The following is a 22,466-nucleotide window of genomic DNA, read 5'->3' on the forward strand; positions in this document are numbered from 1 at the left end:
ACAATCCCGCCAGGCGCACACAGAGTCTCTGGTAACCAAAACTGCAACCCGGCCAACGTATCATGGTTTTCCCGTGAGCGGTCAACCTTGGGCAGAATCTTCGGGCAACTGGGCGATCATGGCCGTGAGCCCCGTCACATCCAGCAGGTCGGCGGGCCGAACCGTCACCCCGTGCCGGACGTAGTGGAACGCCGCGCCCACCCGGTCCACCGGCACGCCGGCCAGCTCCGCCCAGGCCAACCGGTACACGGCCAACTGCACCGCGGCCACCTCCGCCGCCGGCCCGACGGGCTGCGCGCCGGTCTTCCAGTCGACCACGTCGAACCGACCACCCGGCCGGGCGAACACCGCGTCCATCCGCCCCCGCACCACGACGCCGCCGATCACCGTGGCGAAGGGCACCTCCACCTCCACCGGTGACCGGTCGGCCCACTCGCTGGCCAGGAACCGCTCCTGAAGCTCGACAAGCGCCTCGTCGGGCGCGGCATCCGCGTCGGCCGCACCGGGCAACTCGTCCAGGTCCAGGAGGCGGTCAGCGCCGAAACGCTGCTCCAGCCAGGCGTGGAAGGCGGTGCCTCGGCGGGCGTACGGGTTGGGCTCGGCCGGCACCGGGCGGCGCAGCGTACGGGCCAGCGCCGCCGGGTCGCGCCGCAACGCCACCAGCTGGGTGACACTCAGCTGCCCGGGCAGGGCCACCTCGACGGCACCGGAGAGCCGGGTCAGCTCGGCCCGCTCGGCCAGCAACAGATCCGCCTCGCGCTGCCAGCGCGCCACCTCCGGATCCACCTCCGGCGCGGCCGGCCCGACCGCCTCGACCTCCGGCGCGGCCGGCCCGGGAAGCACCGGCCCGACCGGCCCGGGGAGTGCCGCGCTCGGGCCGTCGGTCATCAGGCGGCGCACCAGCCCAGCCGCCTCGGCCAACGCCGGTCGACGGCCGCCCAGTGGATCTGCCGGCCACTCCGCGCGGAGCACCACCTCGGCCGTGGGGTTGGTGGCGTCCGGGGTGGGCTCCGGCGCCCACGCGTCGACCAGGTGCCCCGGCCCGCCGTCGAGGCAGGCGTCGTACACCTCACGCAGGAAGACCGACGGACCGCGCGGCCGCTTCGTGCCCTCGCCCCACCAGTAGCCGGAGCAGAGCAGCAGTCGGCGCGGCCGGGTGACCGCCACGTACGTCAGCCGGCGTTCCTCCCGCTCGTCGTGTGCCCGCCAGGCGTCGGTGAAGTCGTTCACCGCCCGCGCCACGGCCCGCTGGTCGCCGGCCTCGTCGAGCGCCAACTCGGGCAACCCGTCGGCGTCGCCCCGCAGCGGGAACGGCAGCACCCCCAGCCCGCCCAACCAGTGATCGGAGTTACGGACCGGCCCCGGCCACGACGCCCGGCACAGTCCGGCCACCGACACCACGTCCCACTCCAGGCCCTTGGCGGCGTGCGCGGTGACCACCTGCACCGCGCCCTCCACCACCTCGACCTCGCCCGGCGCCAGACCGCGCTCCTCGTCCTCGGCGGCGGCCAGGTAGGACAGGAACCCGGACAGCGTCGCGCCCGGCGTCTCCCCGCTGAAGCGGGCCGCCACGTCGCCGAGGGCGTCCAGGTGACCCCGGGCCAGGCCGGCGTCGCCGGCGCCGTCACGGCCGGCCCGCACCGCGACCTCCACGTCCAGGCCGATCGTCCGCTCGATGTCCGCGATCAGGTCCGGCAGCGCCTGGTCCAGGCGGTAACGCAACAGCGCCAACTCCGTGCCGTACGCGCGCAGCCGCGCGAAACCCTCCGCCGAGTACGCCTGTGCCGGGCCGAGATCGGCCAACGCCTCCACCAGGGTCGCCTCGTCCAGCAGGTCGGGGCTGATCTCCGCGGCCTCGTCGGCGGCCACCTGACGGCGGGCGTTGGCGATGGCTCGGGCCCGCCGGTGCAACGCCACCAGGTCACGCGGGCCGATCCGCCAACGGGCGCCGGTGAGCAACCGCAGCAGCGCCGCCCCGTCGGTCGGGTCGGCCAGCACGCGCAGCGTGCAGACCACGTCGCGTACCTCGGGGGTGTCCAACAGGCCGCCGAGCCCCACCACCTCCACCGGGAGGCCGCGCTCGCGCAGCGCCGACTCGATCGCCGGAATCTGACTGCGGACCCGGACCAGCACGGCGGTGGTCGGGCGCTGCGCCACCGGGATGTGCTCGGGGGCCGCGCCGGGCATCCGGGCCGCCCCACGCCAGGCGGCCAGCACACTGCCGGCGATCCAGTCCGCCTCGTCGGCGTACGTGGGCAGCAGCGCGCAGTGCACGGTGCCGCCGGCCGCACCGCCGGGGCTGCGGTGCGGGATCGGGTCCCGGACGGTCAGCGCCGAGCGCAGCTCCGGCACCCGGGCGCCGGCCGCCCGCAACGGAGTCGACAGCGCGTTCGCCACCCGGAGGATCTCCGGACGGTTGCGCCAGCTCGTGGTGAGGCCCAGTGCCGGGGCGGGCTCACCGTCGGCGCGGGCGAACTCGGTGGGGAACCGGTCCAGGGTGCCGGCGCTGGCACCCCGCCAGCCGTAGATCGACTGGCACGGGTCGCCCACCGCGGTCACCGGGTGCCCACCACCGAACAGGGCGTTGAGCAGCACCACCTGGGCGTGGCTGGTGTCCTGGTACTCGTCGAGCAGCACCGCCCGGAAGCGGTCCCGCTCGATCTCGCCGACCCCCGGGTGATCGCGGGCCACCCGGGCCGCCCGCGCGAGCTGGTCGGCGAAGTCCATCGCCTCGAAGTCCTCCTTGCGCCGGGCATACGCCCGCACCAGCGGCAGCAGGCGCAGCCGGGTCTGCTGGAGGGTGAGCGCCTTGCGCACGTCGGCGTACACCCGACCCGGCCGGGACTGCACCTCGGCGAAGAACCGGCCGGTCCAGGCCGCCAGCTGGTCCGGCGCGACCAGGTGCTCGTCCAGCTCACCGGCGAGTGCCAGCACCGCGTCGGTGATGGTGCTCGGCATCCGGTCCACCTCGGACATGTCGCCGTCGTAGTTGCGTACCAGCAGGTCGACCAGCTGCCAGCGGGACGCCTCGGTGAGCAGCCGGGTCGACGGCTCGTAGCCGGACCGCAGCCCGTGCTCGGTGACGATCCGCCCCGCGTAGGAGTGGTACGTGGAAACTGTGGGCTCACCGGCGAGCGGGTCGTCCAGCGGGTCCCGACCCTGCCGGCCGAGTCGGCGGATCAGCTGGTCGAGCCGGGTACGGACCCGGTGGGCCAACTCGCCGGCCGCCTTACGGGTGAAGGTCAGCCCGAGGATCTGCTCCGGGCGCACGTACGAGTTGGCCACCAGCCAGACCACCCGGGCGGCCATCGTCTCGGTCTTGCCCGACCCGGCTCCCGCGACCACCAGCAGCGGCTGCACCGGGGCGGCGATGATCGCGGCCTGCTCCCGGGTGGGCGCCGGCAACCGCAGCAGCTTGGCCAGCTCCACGGGCGTGTACCGGGGGCCGGAGTCCGCCAGCCGGGGCGTCGGCGTGGGACCCGCGCCGAACAGGGTGGGCTGGCTCACTGTGCCTTCTCACTCCTCACCCTCACTGGTGCGCCGGACGGTCGGCGGCTCGACGACCTGACGCCCCTGCCCGGAGACCGGGCAGCTGGTGCGGACCGGGCAGACCCGGCACTTCGAGTTGGCCACCGCGGCGAACGTGGCGGCTGCCATCGTATCGGCGGTCCGCCGGACCAGCGCGGTCGCCCAGCCGGCCGCCGGGCCCTCCCCTGCCGCCGGCTGGTTCTGTTCCCGGGCATCCTTCGCGGAGGTGCCGAGCTGCACCAACGCCGCACCGCCGGACTCCTCGCCGAACTCGGCGAACGCCCCCGCCTCCACCGCCGCCTGGTACGCGCCGAGCTGCGGATGCTCGGCCAGCTCGCTGCCGGTGACCGCCGTGGACTTGCCGGTCTTCAGGTCGATCACCACAAGCCGGCCGGCCTCGTCGACCTCCAGTCGGTCGACCCGGCCGATCAGGTCGACGGGACGGTTCGGATCGTCCAGGCGGACCGCGAACTCGTGCTCGATGGCGAGCAACCGACGCGGGTTGGTGGCCAGCCAGCGCAGCAGCTTGTCCACCATCGCCTCGGCGCGGTCCCGTTCTGGCCCGGCCATCCACCGGGCCGCCAGCTCGATGGCGTCGAACCGGGCGGCCACGTAGTCGAGCAGCGCACCCCGGTCGGCGCTGGCGTCCTCGGCGAGCATCGCGGCGGCGTGCACCAGGTTGCCCACCCCCTGCGCCGTGCTGGTCGGGCCGCTGCCGCCGTGCCGTTCCAGCAACCACCGCAGGCTGCACCGCAGTGCGCTCTCCATGGCCGACGGGGTGACCCGCACCGGGTCCCCGTCGTCGACCAGCGGCCGGTCATCGGAGAGCGCGCGCAACCCCCACCAGTCGTCCGGGTGCGCACCGGGCACTCCGGCGGCGGCGAGCCGGGCCAGTTCGGCCGCGGCCGCGCGCCGCCGGGCCGCCGGAGCGGCCGGGTCGGTGATGGCGGTACGCAACTCGGCCACCAACGCCGGCAGGGTGAGCGCCCGAGGCGGACGGGTCACCGGCAGTGCGCCGGGACGGTCCGGCTCGCCGTCATCGCCGGTCCCGCCCACCGCAGCGCCCCCGGTGCCGCCGGAGGACGGCTCGGCGCGGGGGCCGGGCGGTGGGCCGGGCGCTGTCGGCGGCGTACTCGGCGGGGTCGGCGGCGGTGTGCTCGGGCCCAGCTCGTGCAGGAACCGGCTCGGTTGCTCCTCGTGATCGTCACCGCCGACGGCGGCCGAGGCCACGGCGCTGACCAGCAGCCGATGCCGGGCCCGGCTGATCGCGACGTGGAAGAGCCGGCGCTCCTCGTCCAGCAACGCCGAGGTCTGCCCCACCACGTTCGCCCTGGTGGCACCGTCGACGGACCGGCCAGCCAGCACGTCGACCAGCCGCTCGGAGCCGAGCAGGCTGCCCCGCAGTCGCAGGTCCGGCCAGCTGCCCTCCTGCACGCCGGCCACCGCGACCAGGTCCCATTCCAGGCCCTTCGCGGCGTGCGCGGTGAGCAGACGCACCGCCGCACCCCGGTCGGCGGTCGGCGCGATGGTGTCGGCCGGCAGATCCTGGGCGAGGACGTGGTCGAGGAAGACCTCGGTGCGGGCGCCGGGCAGCCGGTCGGTGAACCGGGCGGCCGCATCGAAGAGCACGAGCACGGCGTCGAGGTCGCGGTCGGCCGCCTCGGCCCGCCGCCGCCGGGCCAGGTCCCCCTCGCCGGCCGCCGGCCGCCCCTGGTTGATCGCACCCGCCCAGCGCTCGGCGAGACCGCTGGCACTCCACACGGCCCAGAGCACGTCCTCGGCGGTCGAGCCCGGCCGGGCGGCGGCCTCCCGGGCAATGGCCAGCAGACCGGCCACCGCCTGCGCCGGCTCGGCCCAGCGGCGCTCGATGTCGGCAAGTTCCTCCGGGTCGCGCAGGGCCTCGACGATCAGCTCACCCGACGGGCGTCGGTCACCGCCAGCCAGCGCGAGGGCACGCAGGCCCTGCCGCAGCCGCCGCTCGGCCAGCGGGTCCGCCCCGCCCAGCGGCGAGTGCAGCAGCGCGACCGCCGACTCCTCGTCCAGCTTCTCCGGCTCCAGTGCACACCGCAGCAGGAGCAGCAGCGGCGCGACCGCCGGTTGCAGGTGCAGGGGCAGGTCCTCGCCGTGCACCACTGTCGGTACGCCGGCAGCGTGCAGCGCCCGTCGCAGAGTGGGCAGTTGCAGGGCGGCGGACCGCACCAGCACCGCCATCCGCGACCAGGGCACGCCGTCGAGCAGGTGGGCCGAGCGCAGCGCGTGGGCCAACCAGGCGGCCTCACTTGTCGTCGAGCGGAACGTGTGCACCTCGACCGTCCCGGGCGGCGCGTCCGGCAGTGGGTGCAGCCGACGGTGCGCGGCCGGCCCGCGCAGCCGACGGCCCAGCCGGGCGATCGCCGCGAGCAGCCCCGGCCCGGCCCGGTACGACGTGGTCAGCAGCACCTGCGCGGCCGGTGCGCCGGACGCGGTCCGGAAGCGGTGCGCGAACGTGGTCACCCCGGCCGGGTCGGCGCCCCGGAAGGCGTACGTGGAGGAGTCCGGGTCGGCGAACGCGACGAGCGACTTGCCTCCGCCCGCGATCACCGAGAGCAACTCCAGCTGGGCGGGGTCGGTGTCGGCCAACTCGTCGATGTACACGTGGGCGAGCCGACGGCGTTCGGCGGCCAGCAACTCCTCGTCGTCGCGCAGCAGCCCGGTGGCCGCCCGGACCAGCTCCGCCGGGTCGTACGCGATGGAGCCCCGGTTGCTGACGTCGCGCAGCGCGAGCACGGCGACGTACTCCCGCAGGAAGCGGGCGGCGGCCGGCCAGTCGGCGCGGCCGAGCTTCTCACCCAGCCGGGCCAACTCGACAGGGCCCACGCCGCGCTCGGCGGCGCGCATGAGCAGGTCACGCAGCTGGCCGGCGAAGGCCCGCGTCCGCAGGGCCGGGCGCAGGTCGGTCGGCCAACCGACCGGGTCGTCCTCGGGCTCCTCGCCCACCACGTCCAACAGCTCGCGGATGATCAGATCCTGCTCGGGGCCGGTCAGCAGCCGGGGCGACGGCTCGCCCCGCTCGGCGGCGGCGCGGCGCAGCAACCCGAACGCGTACGCCGGGAAGGTGCGCACCAGCGGCTCGCGCAGCACCCGGTGCCCGTCCTGTGCGACCCGGGCCTCGATGCGCTGGCGCAGGGCGGTGGCCCCGCGACGGCCGAAGGTCAGCACCAGGATCCGTTCCGGGTCGACCCCCTCGGTCACCCGGGCGGCGACCGCCTCGACCAGGGTGCTGGTCTTGCCGGTGCCCGGCCCGCCGAGCACGAGCATCGGCCCGTCGGTGTGCCCGACCACCTCGGCCTGCACCGCGTCGACCCGCCAACCGGTGCCGCCGGCCGTCAGCCCGGGTGCGCCTTCGCGCCCGGGCCCGTGCGACTCGACGCCACCGCCCCCGGACGTGCCGCCGCCAGCGAGCACGGAAGCCTCGGCAGGTGCGTTCCCGTCCCCCCGCGGCGGCCCCCCGGACCGCCGCACCAACCGGTACGCCTGCATCAGCTCATCCCATCAGACCCATACGACACCCACCCAATCCCCCACCCCCACCCCATCCACCTCCGTCGATCATGAAGTCATTGGCGCGACACGCCGATAACGGCGCCGATAAATCCATGATCACCGCAGTCGGGGCGGGGCGGGTGGGGCGGGTTAGGTCAGGTGGGAATCTAGGGCGTTTAGGGCTTCGGGGACTGTGGTGGTCACCGTCAGGAGGTTGCGGCCGGCGGTCTTGAGGAAGGTCTGGTCGGCCAACCCGTCCAGCCAGTCCAGCAGGGGGCGGTAGAAGCCGTCGGTGTCGATCAGCACCATCGGCTTGGTGTGCAGGGCAAGGGTCGCGGTGGTCCAGACCTCGAACAGCTCGTCCAGGGTGCCCAACCCACCGGGCAGCGTGAGGAACGCGTCCGACTTGTCGATCATCAGGGTCTTCCGGCTGGCCATCGAGTCGGTCACCAGCAGCTCGTCCGAGGCCAGGTCGGCGACCTCCAGATCGACGAGCGACTGTGGGATCACCCCCAGGGTGCGCCCACCGGCGGAGCGGGCGCCGTCCGCCAGCGCGCCCATCATGCCGACGCAGCCGCCGCCGCTGACCAGCGTGTGACCGCGTCGGGCCAGCTCCACACCGGTCTCGGTGGCCAGGTCCAACCAGCGCTGGTCCAGGGTGCGGGAGGAGGCGCAGAAGACGCAGATCGCGGCCATCAGTTGTCCCGGGGCTGGTCGGCGGCCTGCGCGGCGGCGGCCTGCCGGTCCGCACCGGTACGCGCGACGGCCTCGTCGCGGACCGCCTCCTGCTCCACGGAGAGTGCGGCCTCCGCCTCGACGATGTACCGAACCGCGGCGTCGACGTCGTCGGTGAGACAGATCAGGTCCAGGTCGACCGGCCCGATCTTGCCGTCGGCGGCCATCGTGTCGCGCATCCAGTCGAGCAGGCCCTGCCAGTAGGCGACACCCATCAGCACCACCGGGAACCGGGTGACCTTGCCGGTCTGCACCAGGGTGAGCGCCTCGAACAGCTCGTCCATGGTGCCGAACCCACCGGGCAGCACGACGAACGCCTGCGCGTACTTGACGAACATCGTCTTGCGGGCGAAGAAGTAGCGGAAGTCGATGGCCAGATCGACCCACTCGTTGAGGCCCTGCTCGAACGGAAGCTCGATGCCGAGCCCGACGGAGAGCCCACCTGCCTCACTGGCGCCGCGGTTGGCGGCCTCCATCACCCCTGGCCCGCCCCCGGTGATCACCGCGTAGCCGGCCCGGGCGAGCGCGCCGCCCAGTTGCTCGGCCAGCCGGCACTCGGTGCTGTCCGGGCCGCTGCGTGCGGAGCCGAACACGCTGACCGCTGGCGGCAGGTCGGCGAGGGTGTCGAAACCCTCGACGAACTCGGAGAGGATGCGCAGCGCGCGCCAGGCGTCCTTGGTCTTCCAGTCGCCCCGCCCACTCGAATCCAGCAACCGTTGGTCGGCGGTGCTGCTCGGGATCGACCCCCGGCGCAGCGTGACCGCGCCCCGGTGTCGCTCCTGCCCTGGACCGCGACCGGCCTCCCGCCCGTTGCTCTGGCTCATGGGGCAACCGTAGTGGAGCGGCACCGCGCAGGTGTGCGGGGCGGGGACGCCGAGAAATAGTTCAGGATCATGGGCAACTATTTCGCTTCCCCGTACGTCTTACTATTCACATACCGGGTATGCCCGGCGCGCGCCTTCGGGGGAGGAGACAGCGTGATCAGTAACAGCGAGATGATCCGGATCCGTCGCCAGATGCAGCGACGGATCCGAGACGTGGTGGCTGAACGCCGCCGCAGCAGAGCACAGGACCCCGCCCTCGTCTCCCCCGCAGCCTCCGCCCCCTCAGGAGCTGATCAAGAGGTTCACGTCGCCGACAACGGGCCCGGCTGACGCAAACCTCTTGATCACCGGCGCAACTCCGGACCGGGCCGAGCGCAACCCCGGCCCGGCCGCAATCCCGACCGGGCCGAGCGCGACGCCCGCTGGCCAGAGTCAGGCTGGGGCCAGCCAGCGGTGCAGGGTTGCCGCGCCGTCGCGGATCTTGCTGATCTCGACGTGCTCGTCCTTGTGGTGGGCGAGGTTGGGGTCGCCCGGGCCGAAGTTCAGCGCGGGGATGCCCATGGCCGCGAACCGGGCCACGTCCGTCCAGCCCAGCTTGCCGATCGGCGCCGCGCCCACCGCCGCCAGGAACTCCTGCGCCGGAGCCGCCTGTAGCCCCGGGGCCGCACCGGCCATCGCGTCGGTCACCGCCAGGTCGAAGCCGGCGAACACCTCCCGCAGGTGCGCCTCCGCGGCCGCCGGGTCGCGATCCGGCGCGTACCGGTAGTTGACCTCGATCTCGCACCGGTCGGGGATCACGTTGCCGGCGACCCCGCCGATGATCCGTACCGCGTTCATGCCCTCGCGGTAGTCGCAGCCCTCGATGGTGACCCGGCGTGCCTCGTACGTCTGGAGACGCCGCAGCACCTCGGTGGCGGCGTGGATGGCGTTCACGCCGTGCCAGGAGCGCGCCGCGTGCGCCCGCTCACCAGTGGTCGTCACGATGGCCCGCATGGTGCCCTGACAGCCCGCCTCGACGATGCCGTACGTCGGCTCCAGCAGCACCGCGAAGTCCGCCTCCAGCCACTCCGGGTACGCCTGGCCCACCAGGTTGAGCCCGTTGTACCGCGACTCGATCTCCTCGGCCTCGTAGAAGAAGTACGTCACGTCGTAGCGCGGTTCGGGCAGCGTGACCGCCAGGTGCAGCGCGTACGCGGTGCCGGACTTCATGTCGGAGGTGCCGCAGCCGTACATCAGGTCGCCGCGCATGGTCGACGGGAAGTTGTTGTTCAGGGGCACAGTGTCGAGGTGCCCGGCCAACACGACGCGCTGCGACCGACCGAGGTCGGTACGCGCCATCACGGTGTTGCCGTGTCGGTGGGTGGTCAGGTGCGGTACGCCCCGCAGCACCTCCTCGACACAGTCGGCGATCACCTTCTCGTTCAGGGATACGGACTCTATGTCGACCAGAGCGCGGGTCAGCTGCACCGGATCGGCGAGGACCTCGGGGGTCAGCGGGTTCTCCATGGTTCGCACGGTACCTTCAGGTCTGTCCGCGCGAGGAGTGAGCTGAGGCCGGCCCGGCCGCGACCGAGAGGTGCAACAGTGACGTCCGCAGATTCCGCCTGGGGCATTGGCCTGGCCACCGTCACGGCAGATGAGCAGGTGCTCGACACCTGGTACCCGACCGGCAAGCTGGGCCTGGGCGAGTTGCCGCTTGTCGCCGGGGAGGACAAGTCGGACGTGCTCGACCTGCCGCCGGCGGCGCTCGGCGAACGGGCACTGCCCGGTCTGCGTACCGTCCAGGTGGTCACCGTGATCGGCTCGCTCGACGACCCGATCAAGGACGCCCCCGACGCGTACCTCCGGTTGCACCTGCTCTCGCACCGCCTGGTGCGACCCAACCAGCTCAACCTCGACGGCATCTTCGGCAAGCTGGCCAACGTGGCCTGGACGTCCGCCGGGCCGTGCCCACCGGAGCGGGTGGACGAGCTGCGGGTGATCGAGCGCGCGGCCGGCCGCCACCTGGCGGTGTACGGGGTTGACAAGTTCCCCCGGATGACCGACTACGTGGTGCCCTCCGGGGTGCGGATCGCCGACGCGGACCGGGTCCGCCTGGGCGCCCACCTGGCCGCCGGCACGACGGTGATGCACGAGGGTTTCGTGAACTTCAACGCCGGCACCGTCGGCACCTCGATGGTCGAGGGGCGGATCGTGCAGGGTGTGCTGGTCGGCGACGGCTCCGACATCGGCGGCGGCGCTTCCATCATGGGCACCCTCTCCGGCGGCGGCACCGACCGGGTCAGCATCGGCGAGCGCAGCCTGGTCGGGGCGAACGCCGGTGTCGGGATCTCGCTCGGTGACGACTGTGTGGTCGAGGCCGGCTGCTACATCACCGCCGCGTCGAAGATCACCCTTCCGGACGGCCGGGTGGTCAAGGGCCGGGAGTTGTCCGGCGTCGACGGCCTGCTGTTCTGGCGCAACTCGGTGACCGGCGCGTTGGAGGCCCGGCCACGTACCGGCCGGGGCATCGAGCTGAACGCCGCCCTGCACGCCAACGACTGACGAACCCGCCGGGTCCGCGGCGCTCGGCCGCGGACCCGGACGGGGTACGCCTCAGCGCAACCGGTACGCCTGGATGATCTTCTGGGTCACCGTGTTACCCGCGGTGTCCTGGGCGGTGGCCCGCAGCGACACGTGGCCGGTGCCGGCCGGGTGCCGCAGCGTGGCCGACCAGCCGTTGGCGGAGGTCCGGACCAGCTTCGCCCTGCCCCAGGTCTTCCCGCCGTCGTAGGAGACGTCGACAGCGATCTTCTCCACCCGGGCCGCCGGCGCGCCGGGCTGCCGCTGCACCCGCACCGGGACGACGAAGTCCCGACCGGCCGGAGCGCTGTTGTCGACCCGCAACGGTGGTGCGAAACGCACCGCCGACAGGGGCAGCCGGGCCGGCGTGTCCCCGGCGACGTGCCGTGACCGGAAGGTCCAGCTGGATTCGACAGCGGTGCTCAGGTCGGTGAAGCTTCGCTTCGACGACGTGACGAGCCGGTAGTCCGCCGCGCCCGGCGGCACTGTGAACTCCCCGTAGCCGCCGTACTCGCTCTCGTCGACCAGCTTGCCGTCGCGCCAGAGCGTGGTTGTCTCACTGTCGCTCAACGAGCCGCCCGGGTGCCCGGCCGCGTCGCTGAACAGTGGCACGTCGACCGCGATGGTGTCACCCACCCGGGTGACGCTCTGGTGCGGCCACCTCGGGTTCGGGAAGGACGGCCCGTACGGTGCCTGATTCCAGGTCTCCGTCACCGTCCGTCCGGCCCGGTACGCGGTGGGGGTGGAGAAGAGCGCGGCATTCGCGTTCAACCAGCCGTCCTCGTCCCGCGTCCCGAAGTAGAGCTCGGACTCCCACTTCACGTTCTTGGTGTTGTAGTACTCGACCCGCTGGCCGGGCACTGTGGTGCGCAGACCCAGGGCGGCGCCGCCGACGTTGTACTCCAGCACGGGGTACACCACCCGATCGGCCTCGATGCCCGGGTCACCGCCGCGGAACCGGTGCACGACGGTGGCCAGGTCCCGTCGGGCGTAGTCGCGGACGAACCCGGTGGGCATGCGGCCCGGGATCGCTTCGGCCAGCGCGTACAGGTACGGGCTGTCGGCCGTGTCCGGCTTGATCCACTGGCTGCTGACGGTGGCGACGAACCGGTCGGCGGAGACCGACCTGCCGATGTTACCGCTGGCCAGGTCGGTGAATGTGTCAGCCCAGAGCCCGACGGTGTACGCGCTGCCGTCTTCGGCCGTGAAGTTGCCGCTGACGTCGATCAGCTCCGGGACGGCCGTCCGGTCCGGAATGGTGGTCCGTAGCGGCTTGGCCTGCCGGGCGTCCACGACGATCCGGGTGTCCCGTTCGACGGTCAGTACGGGTTGCGTCAGCAGGGACATCCCGCGCGGCTCGTCCTCCGGGCCGGGCTCGTAGACGAGGCCGCTGAGCCCGTAGTGCCCCTTGGGCAGCCGCACTGTGGCCACCCCGTCGGAGCTGACCAGGTCCCATGCGCCGAAGGTGTCCATCCCGAGCAGCATGGTCCAGTGGTCCGGGGTGCGGGCGCCGGCGCGGTTCAGGTGCTCCACGGTGAGCGTGTAGCTCTCCACCTCCCGGTGCACGGCCAGCGGGGTGACCGCGACCGCCGCACCGGAGCGGGCCACGATCCGCCCGGTCCAGTAGCCGTCGGCGTCGCCGATCCGGGTGTCCGCGGTGACGGTCGTGGCGGCGGTGCCACCCGCCGGCACTGTGAGTTGGTTGGCACCCAGGGCGAACAGGCCGGCAGGCAGCGCGCGACCGCCGGGGCCGGCGCCCTCGACGCTCAGGTCCACGGTGACCGGGGCCGGACCGTCGTTGCGCCAGGTCACCGTGCGGGTGATCGGGGCGTCGTCACCGTGCGGCCAGAGCGCACGCCCGAACGAGACGCTCACCGGGTCGCTGGTGATCTCCTGGGTGATCGCGTGCGCGACGTCGACCCGCCCGGCGCCCTGCTGGTAGGCGGTCTGGTCCGGATGCGGTTTGGCGGCAGCCATCAGGGTGGCCTTGAGCCGGTCGGCCCGCCATCCCGGGTGCTGCTGGGCCAGCAGCGCGGCCGACCCGGCCACGTGCGGAGTGGCCATCGAGGTGCCGGAGATCGTGACGTAGCGGTCCCCCACCGGGTCGCCGATGACACCGTTGGCGGATCGCGCGGCGACGATGTCGACGCCGGGCGCGGTGATGTCCGGCTTCAGCGCGTCGTCGCCGACCCGGGGGCCCCGGCTGGAGAAGTCGGCCAGTTCGTCGTCGCGGTCCACAGCGCCCACTGCGAGCCCGGCGTCGGCGGAGGCCGGTGAGCCGACCGAGCCGTCCGCGCCGTCGTTGCCGGCGGCGAGGACGAACAGCGTGCCGGTCTGCGCCGTCAGGGTCTGCACCGCCTCCTCCAGCGGGTCGACCTCCGGGGTGTCCCAGCCGCCGAGGCTCATGTTGATCACGGCGGCCTTCTTCTCCACGGCGGCCCACTGCATGCCGGCGAGGATCGCCGAGTCGGGGCAGCCGGAGTCCTCACAGACCTTGCCGTCCAGCAGTGTGGCGTCCGGCGCCACACCCCGGTACTTGCCGCCGGAGGCCGCGCCGGTGCCCGCGATGGTCGAGGCCACGTGGGTGCCGTGGCCGACCGTGTCCCGAGCGTCGGCGGCCTCGGTGAAGTTGCGCGCCTCGGCCACCTTGCCGGCGAGGTCCGGGTGGGTCGCGTCGACGCCGGTGTCCAGCACCGCGACTGACACTCCCGCGCCGGTGAACCCGGCCGCCCAGGCGGCGGGCGCGCCGATCTGCGGCACGCTGTGGTCGAGGGTCACCTTGCGGCGGCCGTCCAGCCAGATCCGCTCGACGCCCCCCGCCGCGTCGAGGCGGGCCCCGGAGGGGCCGGTGGCGACAGTCGCCCAGACCGCACCGAGGGAGGACTTGTCGGTGGCCAGGGCGGCGCCGTGAATCGCCGGCAGGTCGCGCGTCACCCGCGTGCCGGGCAGGGCGGCCGGGGCACGCCGAGCGGTGCCGGTGGAGCCGTACGACACCAGCAGCGGCAGGTTGTCGCGGCGGGCGTCGTCGTAACCGGCGGCGATCAGGCCGGTCACGTCGAACAGTCGCCGGTCGACCCGGCCGGCGCGGATCAGCGGCAGGGCGTCCTCCGGCAGCACTGTGAGCTGACCGCGCTCGCGGCTGGTGAGGAAGCGCAGCTGCCCACGGTCGGGGCCGGGACGGACGGCGGCGGATCCGGACGCGGAGACGGTGACCCGGTCACCGGTGAGCAGGGTGACCGTCTTCGCGGTGCCGGTCGCGGTACGCGGGGCGGCGTCGGGGGCGGTGGTGGGGGCGGTGGTGGGTGGGCTGGCCATCGCGGTCGCCGGTGTGCCCAGCACGAGAGCCGCGACGGCGGTGACGGCGACAGAAATTCTGCTGCGTCGATGCAACTGTTCCTCCTTCGTGGACGTCTATATCCATGAGACGCGCATAGACCGCCGCCAGTATTGCATACCCGGTATGCAAAAAAGGGGTCGAAAATATGACGGACCTGCCAACCCGCGGCAGTGTCGACGGGCATCATCGACCGGATGACCTCCATGAAGGACCGCATGCTCGCCGGTGAGCCGTACCTCGCCGACGACCCCGAGATCATCGCCGACCTGGACCGGGCCGCCCGGCTGATGGAACGCTTCAACACCAGCCCGGCGGCGGATCCGCAGGCGCGGCTGGCGGCACTGCGTGACCTGCTCGGCGACCTGGGCGACGACACCTGGATCCGCCCACCGTTCTACTGCGACTACGGCTGGCAGATCCGGATCGGGCCCCGCAGCTTCGTCAACTACCACGCGGTCTTCCTCGACGTCGCACCGATCACCATCGGCGCCGACGTCCAGATCGGACCGAACGTGCAGCTACTCACGCCGACCCACCCCGTGGAGCCCGGGCCACGCCGCGACAAGTGGGAGGCCGCCAAGCCGATCACCCTCGACGACAACGTCTGGCTCGGCGGCGGCGCCATAGTGCTGGCCGGGGTGTCGATCGGCGCCAACACCGTCGTCGGCGCCGGTGCGGTGGTGACCCGGGACCTGCCCGCCAACGTGGTCGCCGTCGGCAACCCCGCCCGGCCGGTCCGCGAACTGGACTGACCGCCAACGCCGGTCGACCGGCCCGGCGATCGGCAGGTCAGCCGGCCGACCCGCGCCGCGATCCCCGCCGCGTGGTGGCGCTCAGGCGGCCGGCGGGTCGGGCAGGCGGACCACCAGGTCGGCCCGGTCGGCGGTGGGGGTGATCAGGGCCGCGTTGGCCTCGTCACTGCCCAGCGCCCACTCGCGTGCCTGCTCCGGCGACCGCCCGAACGCCTCGTGTCTAGCCGTCAACCGACGCTGGCGCAGGTCGGCGTCCAGATCGAGGAACCACGCCTCGTGCAGCAGCGTGCGCACCTCCTGCCACGGGAAGTCCGGCAGGAGCAGATAGTTGCCCTCGGTCACCACCAGTCGAACCGACGGCGGCACCTCGATCGCCCCGGCCACCGGCTCCTCCAACTCCCGGCGAAACTCCGGCGCGTACACCGAGGTGGGCTCCAACCGACGCAACCGGCGCAGCAACGAGACGAACCCGTTGGCGTCGAAGGTGTCCACCGCGCCCTTGCGCTCCGCGCGACCCAACCGGACCAGCTGCGTCTGCGCCAGGTGGAAGCCGTCCATCGGCACCAGCCTGGCGGTCGACCCGACGGCCGCCACGACCTGCTCGGCCAGCGTGGACTTCCCAGCTCCCGGCGCGCCGGCGATGCCCAGCAGTTGTCGCGGGCCCGCCTCGGCCAACGCCAGCGCGCGATGCACCAACGCGTCGACGGACAACACCAGAGCCGGTGGCATCAGTCGAGGACCGGCGTGCTGATCGTGAACCGCGCCTGCACGGCCGCCTGGACGGTCTGCGGCTGCGGGTCCAACTCAAGCTCCGGCGGGCCACCACCCGCGCCGCTCCCGGCGAACGCCGCGCGAGCGAACATCGGCCGGTCGGCCGGCCCGGCGTCGGCCAGCTCAAGCAACGACGTGACCTGGGTGCCGAGCGCCTCGGCGTACTCCCGGGCCCGCACCAGCGCGTCGCGGATCGCGGCGTGTCGGGCCTCGCGGTGCGCGGGGCTGTCCGGGCGAAGCTCCCACCAGGGCCCAGCCACCTCGACCTGATCCTGGTCGGCCAGCCGGAGCATCAGCTCGCCGAGGGCGGTGAAGTCGGTGACGGTGACAGTGGTGGTCACGCTGCCGTGCCAGGCGACGACCCGCTCACCCGAGCGGCGGGTCTCCGGTCGCACCCGCAGGTCGCCGGTCTCCCGCCGCGCCACCGCCGGCCCGGAGCCGTCCAGCAGCACCCGGATGGCGGCGGCACGCTCGGCCAGCCTGGTCAGGGTGGTCTCCCGATCCCGGTCCCGCGCGGTCGCGGTGACCGCGAACCGGGCCAACTCGGGCGGCACCTCCCGGTACGCCTCGCCGCGCACCTGCACCACCGGACTGTCCGCCGCCATGCCCCTCAGCCTAGTCAGCCGCGGGCCGCCGCGCCGCGTAGGAGACGGTCTCAACGCCGACGTGCAGACCGGTCAGATGACCGCCGGCCACCCCCAGCCCGCGCAGCCAGGACACCTCGGCGGTGTGGTCACCGCCGAGGGGGAACTGCCTGTCGTACGCGTCGAACCGGCGGTCACGCAGCGCCGCGCGGGAGGCACGTGCCTCGTCGTAGCGCGCGGTGAGCGCCGGTGCGTCGCCGGCGCGCAGCGCGGCGGTCAGGTCGTCCAGGAACGCGGTGACCTCGGTCAGCTCGCGCAGCACCCGGTCCCGGTTGCCGAGCAGCATGTTCGCGGTCCGATCGGCGGGGGTGCCAGCGACCCGGGTGCCATCGGAGAAGCTGCCCGCGGCGAGCGCGAGGATCGCGTCGCGCAGCGGCGCCCGCTGCACGGCACCGGCCAACGCGCCGGCCAGCAGGTGCGGCACGTGTGAGGCGAGGGCGGCGGCCGAGTCGTGCTCCGCCGCGGACATCGGCACCACCCGGGCCTCGAAGACGTCCACCAGCAGCCCGGCCAGCCAGCGGAACGCGATCGTGGCCGCCCCGGACGCGGGGCAGAGCACCCAGGCGGCGCCGGTGAGCAGGTCCGGCCCCGCGGCCGTCAGGCCCGCCCGGTCGGTGCCGGCCATCGGGTGGCCGGGCACGAACCGGCGCGTCAGCCCCTGGGTGGCGGCGAACGCCGCCACCTCCTCCTTGGTGCTGCCGACGTCGGTCAGCACACACCGCTCACCGGTCATCGCCGCCACCTCGACAAGCGTCGCCGGCAGGGTGGGCAACGGCCCGCAGAGGAAGACCACGTCCCGGTCGGCCACCGCGTCGACCAGCCGGTCCGGAGCGGGTACGCCGATCCGCCGGGCCTCCCGCCGGGTGGCCTCGTCCGGATCCCACCCGGTCACGTCGATGCCCACGGCCTGCAACCGGAGCAGCACCGAGCCTCCGATCAGGCCGGTGCCGACCACCGCCGCCCGCACCCTCCCGCCGGGCCTGTCCACCATCCGCACACCTCGACGTTCCTGCTGGGGGGGGCCGGACGCGGCCCCGACCGGGTCCGGCCGAGGATATCGTCCGAGGCCGGCCCGACCGCCGGTCAGTCCTCAGCGCCCAGCCAGGACAGGGTGGTCACCTGGTCGCCGATCACCTCGACCGGCCGGCGGCGCGCTGCCCTCTCCCCCGGGTCACGAACCGCAAGATCGTAAATCTGACCGAGGCCGGCCCGGAAGGGGGTTGTCCGGTTCAGATCAGCGTCGTACGGTCCGCTCCGCCGCCCGCCACGTCGACGCGGGCTTCAGCGGGAAGGAAATCCAATGTCCGCGACATACCGGGCGCTCGCCTCGGTGGTCATGTTGATCGGCTTCTACGTCGTCGCGCTCCTCCAGCTCGCCGCCGTCGTCGCGCTCGGCGTCTGGCTGTTCGACCACACCAACGGGATCGTCACCGGCAAGCTGCTGCTACCCCTGGTCATCGCGCTGGGCGCGGTCGCCGTGGGGCTGTGGCGCGCGATCCGTACGAAGAACGAGCCGGCACCCGGCCTGATCCTCACCGAGCGCGAGGCGCCGGGTCTCTGGGCCACGGTGCGCGAGCTGGCCACCGCGGTCGGCACCCGCGCCCCGGACGAGATCCGGCTGGTGCCCGAGGTGAACGCGGCGGTCGCCGAGCAGAGCCGACTGCTCGGCCTGGTCGGCGGACGGCGCACCCTGTACGTCGGGCTGCCGCTGCTCCAGGCGATGCGGACCGACCAGCTGCGCTCGGTCCTCGCGCACGAGCTGGGCCACTACTCCGGCAAGCACACCCGCCTCGGCGGGGTGGCGTACCGGGGTCGGCTGGCGATCGCGGAGACGCTGGAGCAGATCAGCCCGCGTAACCCGATCGGCTGGGTCTTCAAGGGCTACGCGAAGCTCTACCTGATCGTGGACAACGCCGCGTCACGGCGGCAGGAGCTGGAGGCCGACCGCTCCTCGGTGCTGCTGGCCGGGCACGACGCCGCGACCTCCGCGCTGCGTACCCTGCCGGCGCTCGACGCCGCCTGGGGCTTCTTCATGCGACGCTACGTCGAGCCGGGCTGGTCCGCCGAGCTGGCGCCGGACGACCTCTTCGGCGGCTTCGGTCAACTGCTGCACGGCCGGCGGGACGAGATCGCCGAGATGCGGGAGAACGCCCCCGACCAGGATCCCTCGCCGTGGGACACCCACCCGCCGATCGGCGTCCGGGTCACCGCGATGGCAGCCCTGCCGGCCGGGGTCGTCGCACCGGACGAGCGGCCCGCCGCGCTGCTGCTCGCCGACATCGCCGCCGCCGGACGGCAGTTGCAGGGGCTCGTCGTCGACCACGGCCGTCGCCAGGTGCTGCCCTGGGCGCAGTTCATCGCCGCGGCGGTCGCGGCCGGCGTGCAACAGCGGGCGGACGGCGTCTACCGGGCCGCGGGGCGGTTCACCGGCGTGTCGCAGCCGGGCCTCACGACAGTGCTGGACCTGGTGCGCTCCGGCCGGTTGGGGGAGTTCGCCGAGCAGTTCTTCGGCGACGCGACCCCCGACGAGGCCGCGGCCCAGTTCGCCGGGCCGATGGAGACGCTGCTCGACAACGCGGCAGTCCGCTCCGGTCAGGCGCGGTGGCAGCTCTCCTGGTCCGGCCCGGCACAGCTCGTCGGGCCGCAGGGGCAGCCGTGGGACCTCGCCGAGATCGCCAAGTTGGCAGTCGCGCCGCAGACCCTGGACGTGGCGTTGGCCCGCCTGGCCGAGCTGGGCATCGACCCCGCCGGCGCGACGGTGGTGGAGGACCGGGTCTCCGGGCGGGACGCCGGCCTGATCGGCGCACTGGCCAACATCAAGATCGACGGTACGGAGCACGACGTGCTCATCCTCGACCGAGGACTGGTCCTGATCGGCAACCCCGGCAAGGCCAGCCAGGGCGAGAAGCGGCTACGCGCGCTTGTCGGCTCGGTGCCGTTGGCGGAGTTGGTGGCCGGGCACACGTTCCTGCCCTACGAGGAGATCATCTCCGTGGACGTCAAGCGGGAGGTGCCGCTGAAGGCCGAGGTGACACTGCACGACGGCCGGGTGGTCGCCATGCAGGAGCTGATGGGCAGCGAACTGCTGGAGAAGCAGAGCCGGAACACCCTGCTGCGGGTCTTCCGGCAGATCGCCGACTGACACCGTCCGGGCGGTCGGGCCGACGGCTCGACCGCCCGGGAGCGCGATCAGACCTCGGCGAGGCGTGCCGCGACGCCGGCGATGTGCTCGTCGGACTCGGTGAGCGCCGCCCGCACGTGCTGTTGGCCGCCGGGACCGTAGAAGACGCCGGCGGCGACGAGGATGCCGCGCCGAGCCAGCCAGTCGACTGTCTGCCAGCAGTCCTCACCTCGGGTGAGCCAGAGGTAGAGCCCGGCCTCGGAGTGCTCGACGGTGAACCCCGCACCGGTGAACGCGGCGGCCAGCACCTCCCGCCGGGCGCGGTAACGCTCCCGCTGCTCCTCGGCGTGTCGCTCGTCCTCAAGTGCCGCCACCATGGCCGCCTGCACCGGCGTGGGAACGATCATCCCCGCGTGTTTGCGCACCTTCAGCAGCTCGGCGACGAGCGCCGGATCACCGGCGACGAAGCCGGCCCGGTAGCCGGCGAGGTTGGACCGCTTGGACAGCGAGTGCAGGGCGAGAAGCCCGGCATAGCTGCCACCGCTGACCTGCGGCGACAGCACCGAAACCGGCTCCGCCGACCAGCCGAGCGGCAGGTAGCACTCGTCGCTGGCGACCACCGCGCCGCGTTCCCGAGCCCAGTCGACCACCTTGCGCAGATGCGCCGCGGGCAGCACCCGGCCGGTCGGGTTGCCGGGCGAGTTGACCCAGACCAGGCGGACCCGCGGGGTCGGCCCCAGCGAGGTGAGCGAGTCGGTGCGCACGACAGTCGCGCCAGCCAACCGGGCGCCGTCCTCGTAGGTGGGGTACGCGATCGACGGCACCACCACCACGTCACCCGGCCCGATGCCGAGCAGGGTCGGCAGCCAGGCGACCAGCTCCTTCGAGCCGATGGTCGGCAGCACACCGAGACCGTCGACCCCGGCACCACAGGCCCGGGACACCCACGCCGCGATCGCGGCCCGCAACGCCGAGGTGCCGGCGGTCAGCGGATAACCGGGAGCATCGGACGCGTCAGCCAACGCCCGCCGGATCACCTCGGGCACCGGGTCGACAGGCGTACCCATGGAGAGGTTGATCAGGCCCCCCGGATGCGCCGCGGCCAGCGTGGCCGCGGCGTCAAGGGTGTCCCAGGTGAACTCGGGCAGTCGCGACGAGACCGGCGCGGGCCGGTTCAGTGGCCCTCGCCGCGCGGCGGCTGCGCGGCGACGAAGGTGGCGTCCTTCTCCACCTTGCCGACCTTCGAGGCGCCACCGGGCGAGCCCAGCTCCTCGAAGAACTCGTAGTTGGCGCCGGTGTAGTCCTTCCACTGCTCCGGGACGTCGTCCTCGTAGAAGATCGCCTCCACGGGGCAGACAGGCTCGCAGGCACCACAGTCGACGCACTCGTCGGGGTGGATGTAGAGCATCCGATTGCCCTCGTAAATGCAGTCGACCGGGCACTCCTCGATGCATGCCTTGTCGAGCACATCCACGCACGGCTCGGCGATGATGTAGGTCACCGGTCTTCTCCTCCGCAAGACACGCCGCGATCACCCGCGACGGTAAGAGCCTAGTATCTCGCCGGGGAGGGGGTCGATCGTGCTCCGACAGCAGGATGTGGGACACCGAATCGTAGTCCGCCGGATTGTGGGGATTCGCGAAGGCCGCCCGCTCTTCTCCGATGCCCTCGGCGAGTTGGTCGAGCTGACCGAGACTCATCTCACGCTCTCCACCGCGCAGGGCCAACTCCGGGTCCCGGTGGCACAGGTCCACCGCGCCAAGCGGGTGCCACCCACCCGACGGCCGACCGCCGCGGCGGTCGTGGCGCTGGAACGGGCCGCCGACGAGGCCTGGCCGGCACCGAGCCGGGGCCAACTCGGTGACTGGCTGCTCCGCGCCGCCGACGGCTGGACCGGGCGGGCCAACTCGGCACTGCCGATCGGCGACCCCGACCGACCGCTGCCCGCCGCCGTGGACGCTGTCGAACGCTGGTACGCCGAACGGGGCCAGCCACCGATCATCAACACACCACTGCCACTCGCCGCCCCGGTCGGCGCCGAATTGGACGCCCGCGGCTGGGCCGCCCGCCCGCCGGTCCTGGTCCAGACCGCGCCGCTCCCCCTGCAACCGTCGGCGGCCAGCGCACCGCCCGACAACGCACCGGTTGCCCGCCGTACCCCCGCAACCGCCGGTCAGGCCGGCACCGCCGTTGCGGATGCCGATGCGGTCGTCGAGCTGGCCGCCGCGCCGAGCGCGGAGTGGCTGGCCGTCGCGGCCGGCCGCAAGGGCGGCCTGCCGGAGGCCGCCCGGCACGTGCTCACCGCCGTGGGCCAGGTGCGCTTCGCCCACGTGTACGTCGACGGCACGCTGCTGGCGGTCGGCCGGGGCACGGTGACCGGCCAGGGGCGTTGGCTGGGCCTCAGCCTGATCGAGGTGTTGCCGGTGGCCCGCCGTCAGGGGCTGGCCAGCCGGGTGATCCACGAGCTGGCCGCCTGGGGCATGTCCGCAGGTGCGACGCATGCGTTCCTCCAGGTCGAGCAACACAACACGGCGGCGGTCGCGCTCTACCAGCGACTCGGCTTCGCCACGCACCACACCTACCTGACCCGGGTCGCCCCACACTGACCTGGACCGGCGCACAAGGCGAACCCGCACCCATGCGCCGTTTTGCGATGTGCGCGAGCCAGCC

The 22,466-nt window shown here is 73.3% G+C and carries 15 protein-coding genes; 4 read left to right on the top strand and 11 right to left on the bottom strand.

The window, feature by feature from the left end; genetic code table 11:
* Window positions 1-81: 81 nt before the first annotated feature.
* From AB0A95_RS24640 to dapE, 5 genes are all read right to left on the bottom strand, one after another.
* Complete coding sequence (locus AB0A95_RS24640; protein WP_357558125.1) at window positions 82-3,507, bottom strand: ATP-dependent DNA helicase; 3,426 nt, start codon at window positions 3,505-3,507, stop codon at window positions 82-84.
* Window positions 3,508-3,516: 9 nt separating this feature from the next.
* A complete protein-coding gene (locus tag AB0A95_RS24645; RefSeq protein ID WP_357558126.1) occupies window positions 3,517-7,047 on the bottom strand; it encodes an ATP-dependent DNA helicase in 3,531 nt (1,176 codons plus the stop codon).
* A 153-nt stretch (window positions 7,048-7,200) separates the two neighbouring features.
* Window positions 7,201-7,746 carry a TIGR00730 family Rossman fold protein gene (locus tag AB0A95_RS24650; RefSeq protein ID WP_357558127.1) on the bottom strand — a complete coding sequence of 182 codons (546 nt, stop codon included), beginning with the start codon at window positions 7,744-7,746 and terminating at the stop codon, window positions 7,201-7,203.
* Complete coding sequence (locus tag AB0A95_RS24655) at window positions 7,746-8,609, bottom strand: TIGR00730 family Rossman fold protein (protein WP_357558128.1); 864 nt, start codon at window positions 8,607-8,609, stop codon at window positions 7,746-7,748. The genes AB0A95_RS24650 and AB0A95_RS24655 overlap by 1 nt, the downstream gene beginning before the upstream one ends.
* 432 nt (window positions 8,610-9,041) lie before the next feature.
* Entirely contained in the window at window positions 9,042-10,115 is a 1,074-nt protein-coding gene (gene dapE / locus AB0A95_RS24660) for a succinyl-diaminopimelate desuccinylase (RefSeq protein ID WP_357067852.1), read from the bottom strand.
* A 78-nt stretch (window positions 10,116-10,193) separates the two neighbouring features.
* Here dapE and dapD point away from each other — a divergent pair, with 78 nt between their 5' ends.
* Window positions 10,194-11,153: a 2,3,4,5-tetrahydropyridine-2,6-dicarboxylate N-succinyltransferase gene (gene dapD, locus AB0A95_RS24665; RefSeq protein ID WP_357558129.1), complete on the top strand. Its 960-nt coding sequence runs from the start codon at window positions 10,194-10,196 to the stop codon at window positions 11,151-11,153.
* A 51-nt stretch (window positions 11,154-11,204) separates the two neighbouring features.
* Here the strand turns inward: dapD and AB0A95_RS24670 are convergent, their stop codons facing one another.
* The gene (locus AB0A95_RS24670; RefSeq protein WP_357558168.1) at window positions 11,205-14,486 is read right to left on the bottom strand and encodes a S8 family serine peptidase; all 3,282 of its coding nucleotides are present in this window, start codon (window positions 14,484-14,486) and stop codon (window positions 11,205-11,207) included.
* Window positions 14,487-14,702: 216 nt separating this feature from the next.
* Here AB0A95_RS24670 and AB0A95_RS24675 point away from each other — a divergent pair, with 216 nt between their 5' ends.
* Window positions 14,703-15,260, top strand: a complete 558-nt coding sequence (locus AB0A95_RS24675) for a sugar O-acetyltransferase (protein WP_357558130.1) — start codon at window positions 14,703-14,705, stop codon at window positions 15,258-15,260.
* 81 nt (window positions 15,261-15,341) lie between these two features.
* Here AB0A95_RS24675 and AB0A95_RS24680 read toward each other — a convergent pair whose 3' ends face one another.
* The 3 genes from AB0A95_RS24680 to AB0A95_RS24690 are packed head-to-tail and all read right to left on the bottom strand — an operon-like array spanning window position 15,342 to window position 17,666.
* On the bottom strand, window positions 15,342-15,989 hold the full coding sequence (locus tag AB0A95_RS24680; protein ID WP_357558131.1) for a nucleoside/nucleotide kinase family protein: 648 nt from the start codon (window positions 15,987-15,989) through the stop codon (window positions 15,342-15,344).
* Window positions 15,989-16,636 (bottom strand): SIMPL domain-containing protein, encoded by a 648-nt coding sequence (locus AB0A95_RS24685; RefSeq protein WP_357558132.1) that lies wholly within the window; start codon window positions 16,634-16,636, stop codon window positions 15,989-15,991. Before AB0A95_RS24685 ends, AB0A95_RS24680 begins: the two co-directional genes overlap by 1 nt.
* A 10-nt stretch (window positions 16,637-16,646) precedes the next feature.
* A complete protein-coding gene (locus AB0A95_RS24690) occupies window positions 16,647-17,666 on the bottom strand; it encodes a prephenate dehydrogenase/arogenate dehydrogenase family protein (protein WP_357558133.1) in 1,020 nt (339 codons plus the stop codon).
* Between the two features lie 309 nt (window positions 17,667-17,975).
* On the opposite strand from AB0A95_RS24690, the gene AB0A95_RS24695 reads away from it, so the two are divergent.
* Window positions 17,976-19,817 (top strand): M48 family metallopeptidase, encoded by a 1,842-nt coding sequence (locus AB0A95_RS24695; RefSeq protein WP_357558134.1) that lies wholly within the window; start codon window positions 17,976-17,978, stop codon window positions 19,815-19,817.
* Between the two features lie 47 nt (window positions 19,818-19,864).
* Here AB0A95_RS24695 and dapC read toward each other — a convergent pair whose 3' ends face one another.
* Together dapC and fdxA are read right to left on the bottom strand one after the other, a co-directional pair.
* Window positions 19,865-20,974, bottom strand: a complete 1,110-nt coding sequence (dapC, locus tag AB0A95_RS24700) for a succinyldiaminopimelate transaminase (protein ID WP_357558169.1) — start codon at window positions 20,972-20,974, stop codon at window positions 19,865-19,867.
* Window positions 20,971-21,297 (bottom strand): ferredoxin, encoded by a 327-nt coding sequence (fdxA, locus tag AB0A95_RS24705; protein ID WP_110563518.1) that lies wholly within the window; start codon window positions 21,295-21,297, stop codon window positions 20,971-20,973. Before fdxA ends, dapC begins: the two co-directional genes overlap by 4 nt.
* Window positions 21,298-21,376: 79 nt before the next feature.
* On the opposite strand from fdxA, the gene AB0A95_RS24710 reads away from it, so the two are divergent.
* Window positions 21,377-22,402, top strand: coding sequence for a GNAT family N-acetyltransferase (locus AB0A95_RS24710; RefSeq protein ID WP_357558135.1), 1,026 nt, complete (start codon window positions 21,377-21,379; stop codon window positions 22,400-22,402).
* The last annotated feature ends 64 nt before the right edge of the window (window positions 22,403-22,466 follow it).

The organism is Micromonospora sp. NPDC049230 (assembly GCF_040647875.1).
Classification (GTDB): domain Bacteria; phylum Actinomycetota; class Actinomycetes; order Mycobacteriales; family Micromonosporaceae; genus Micromonospora.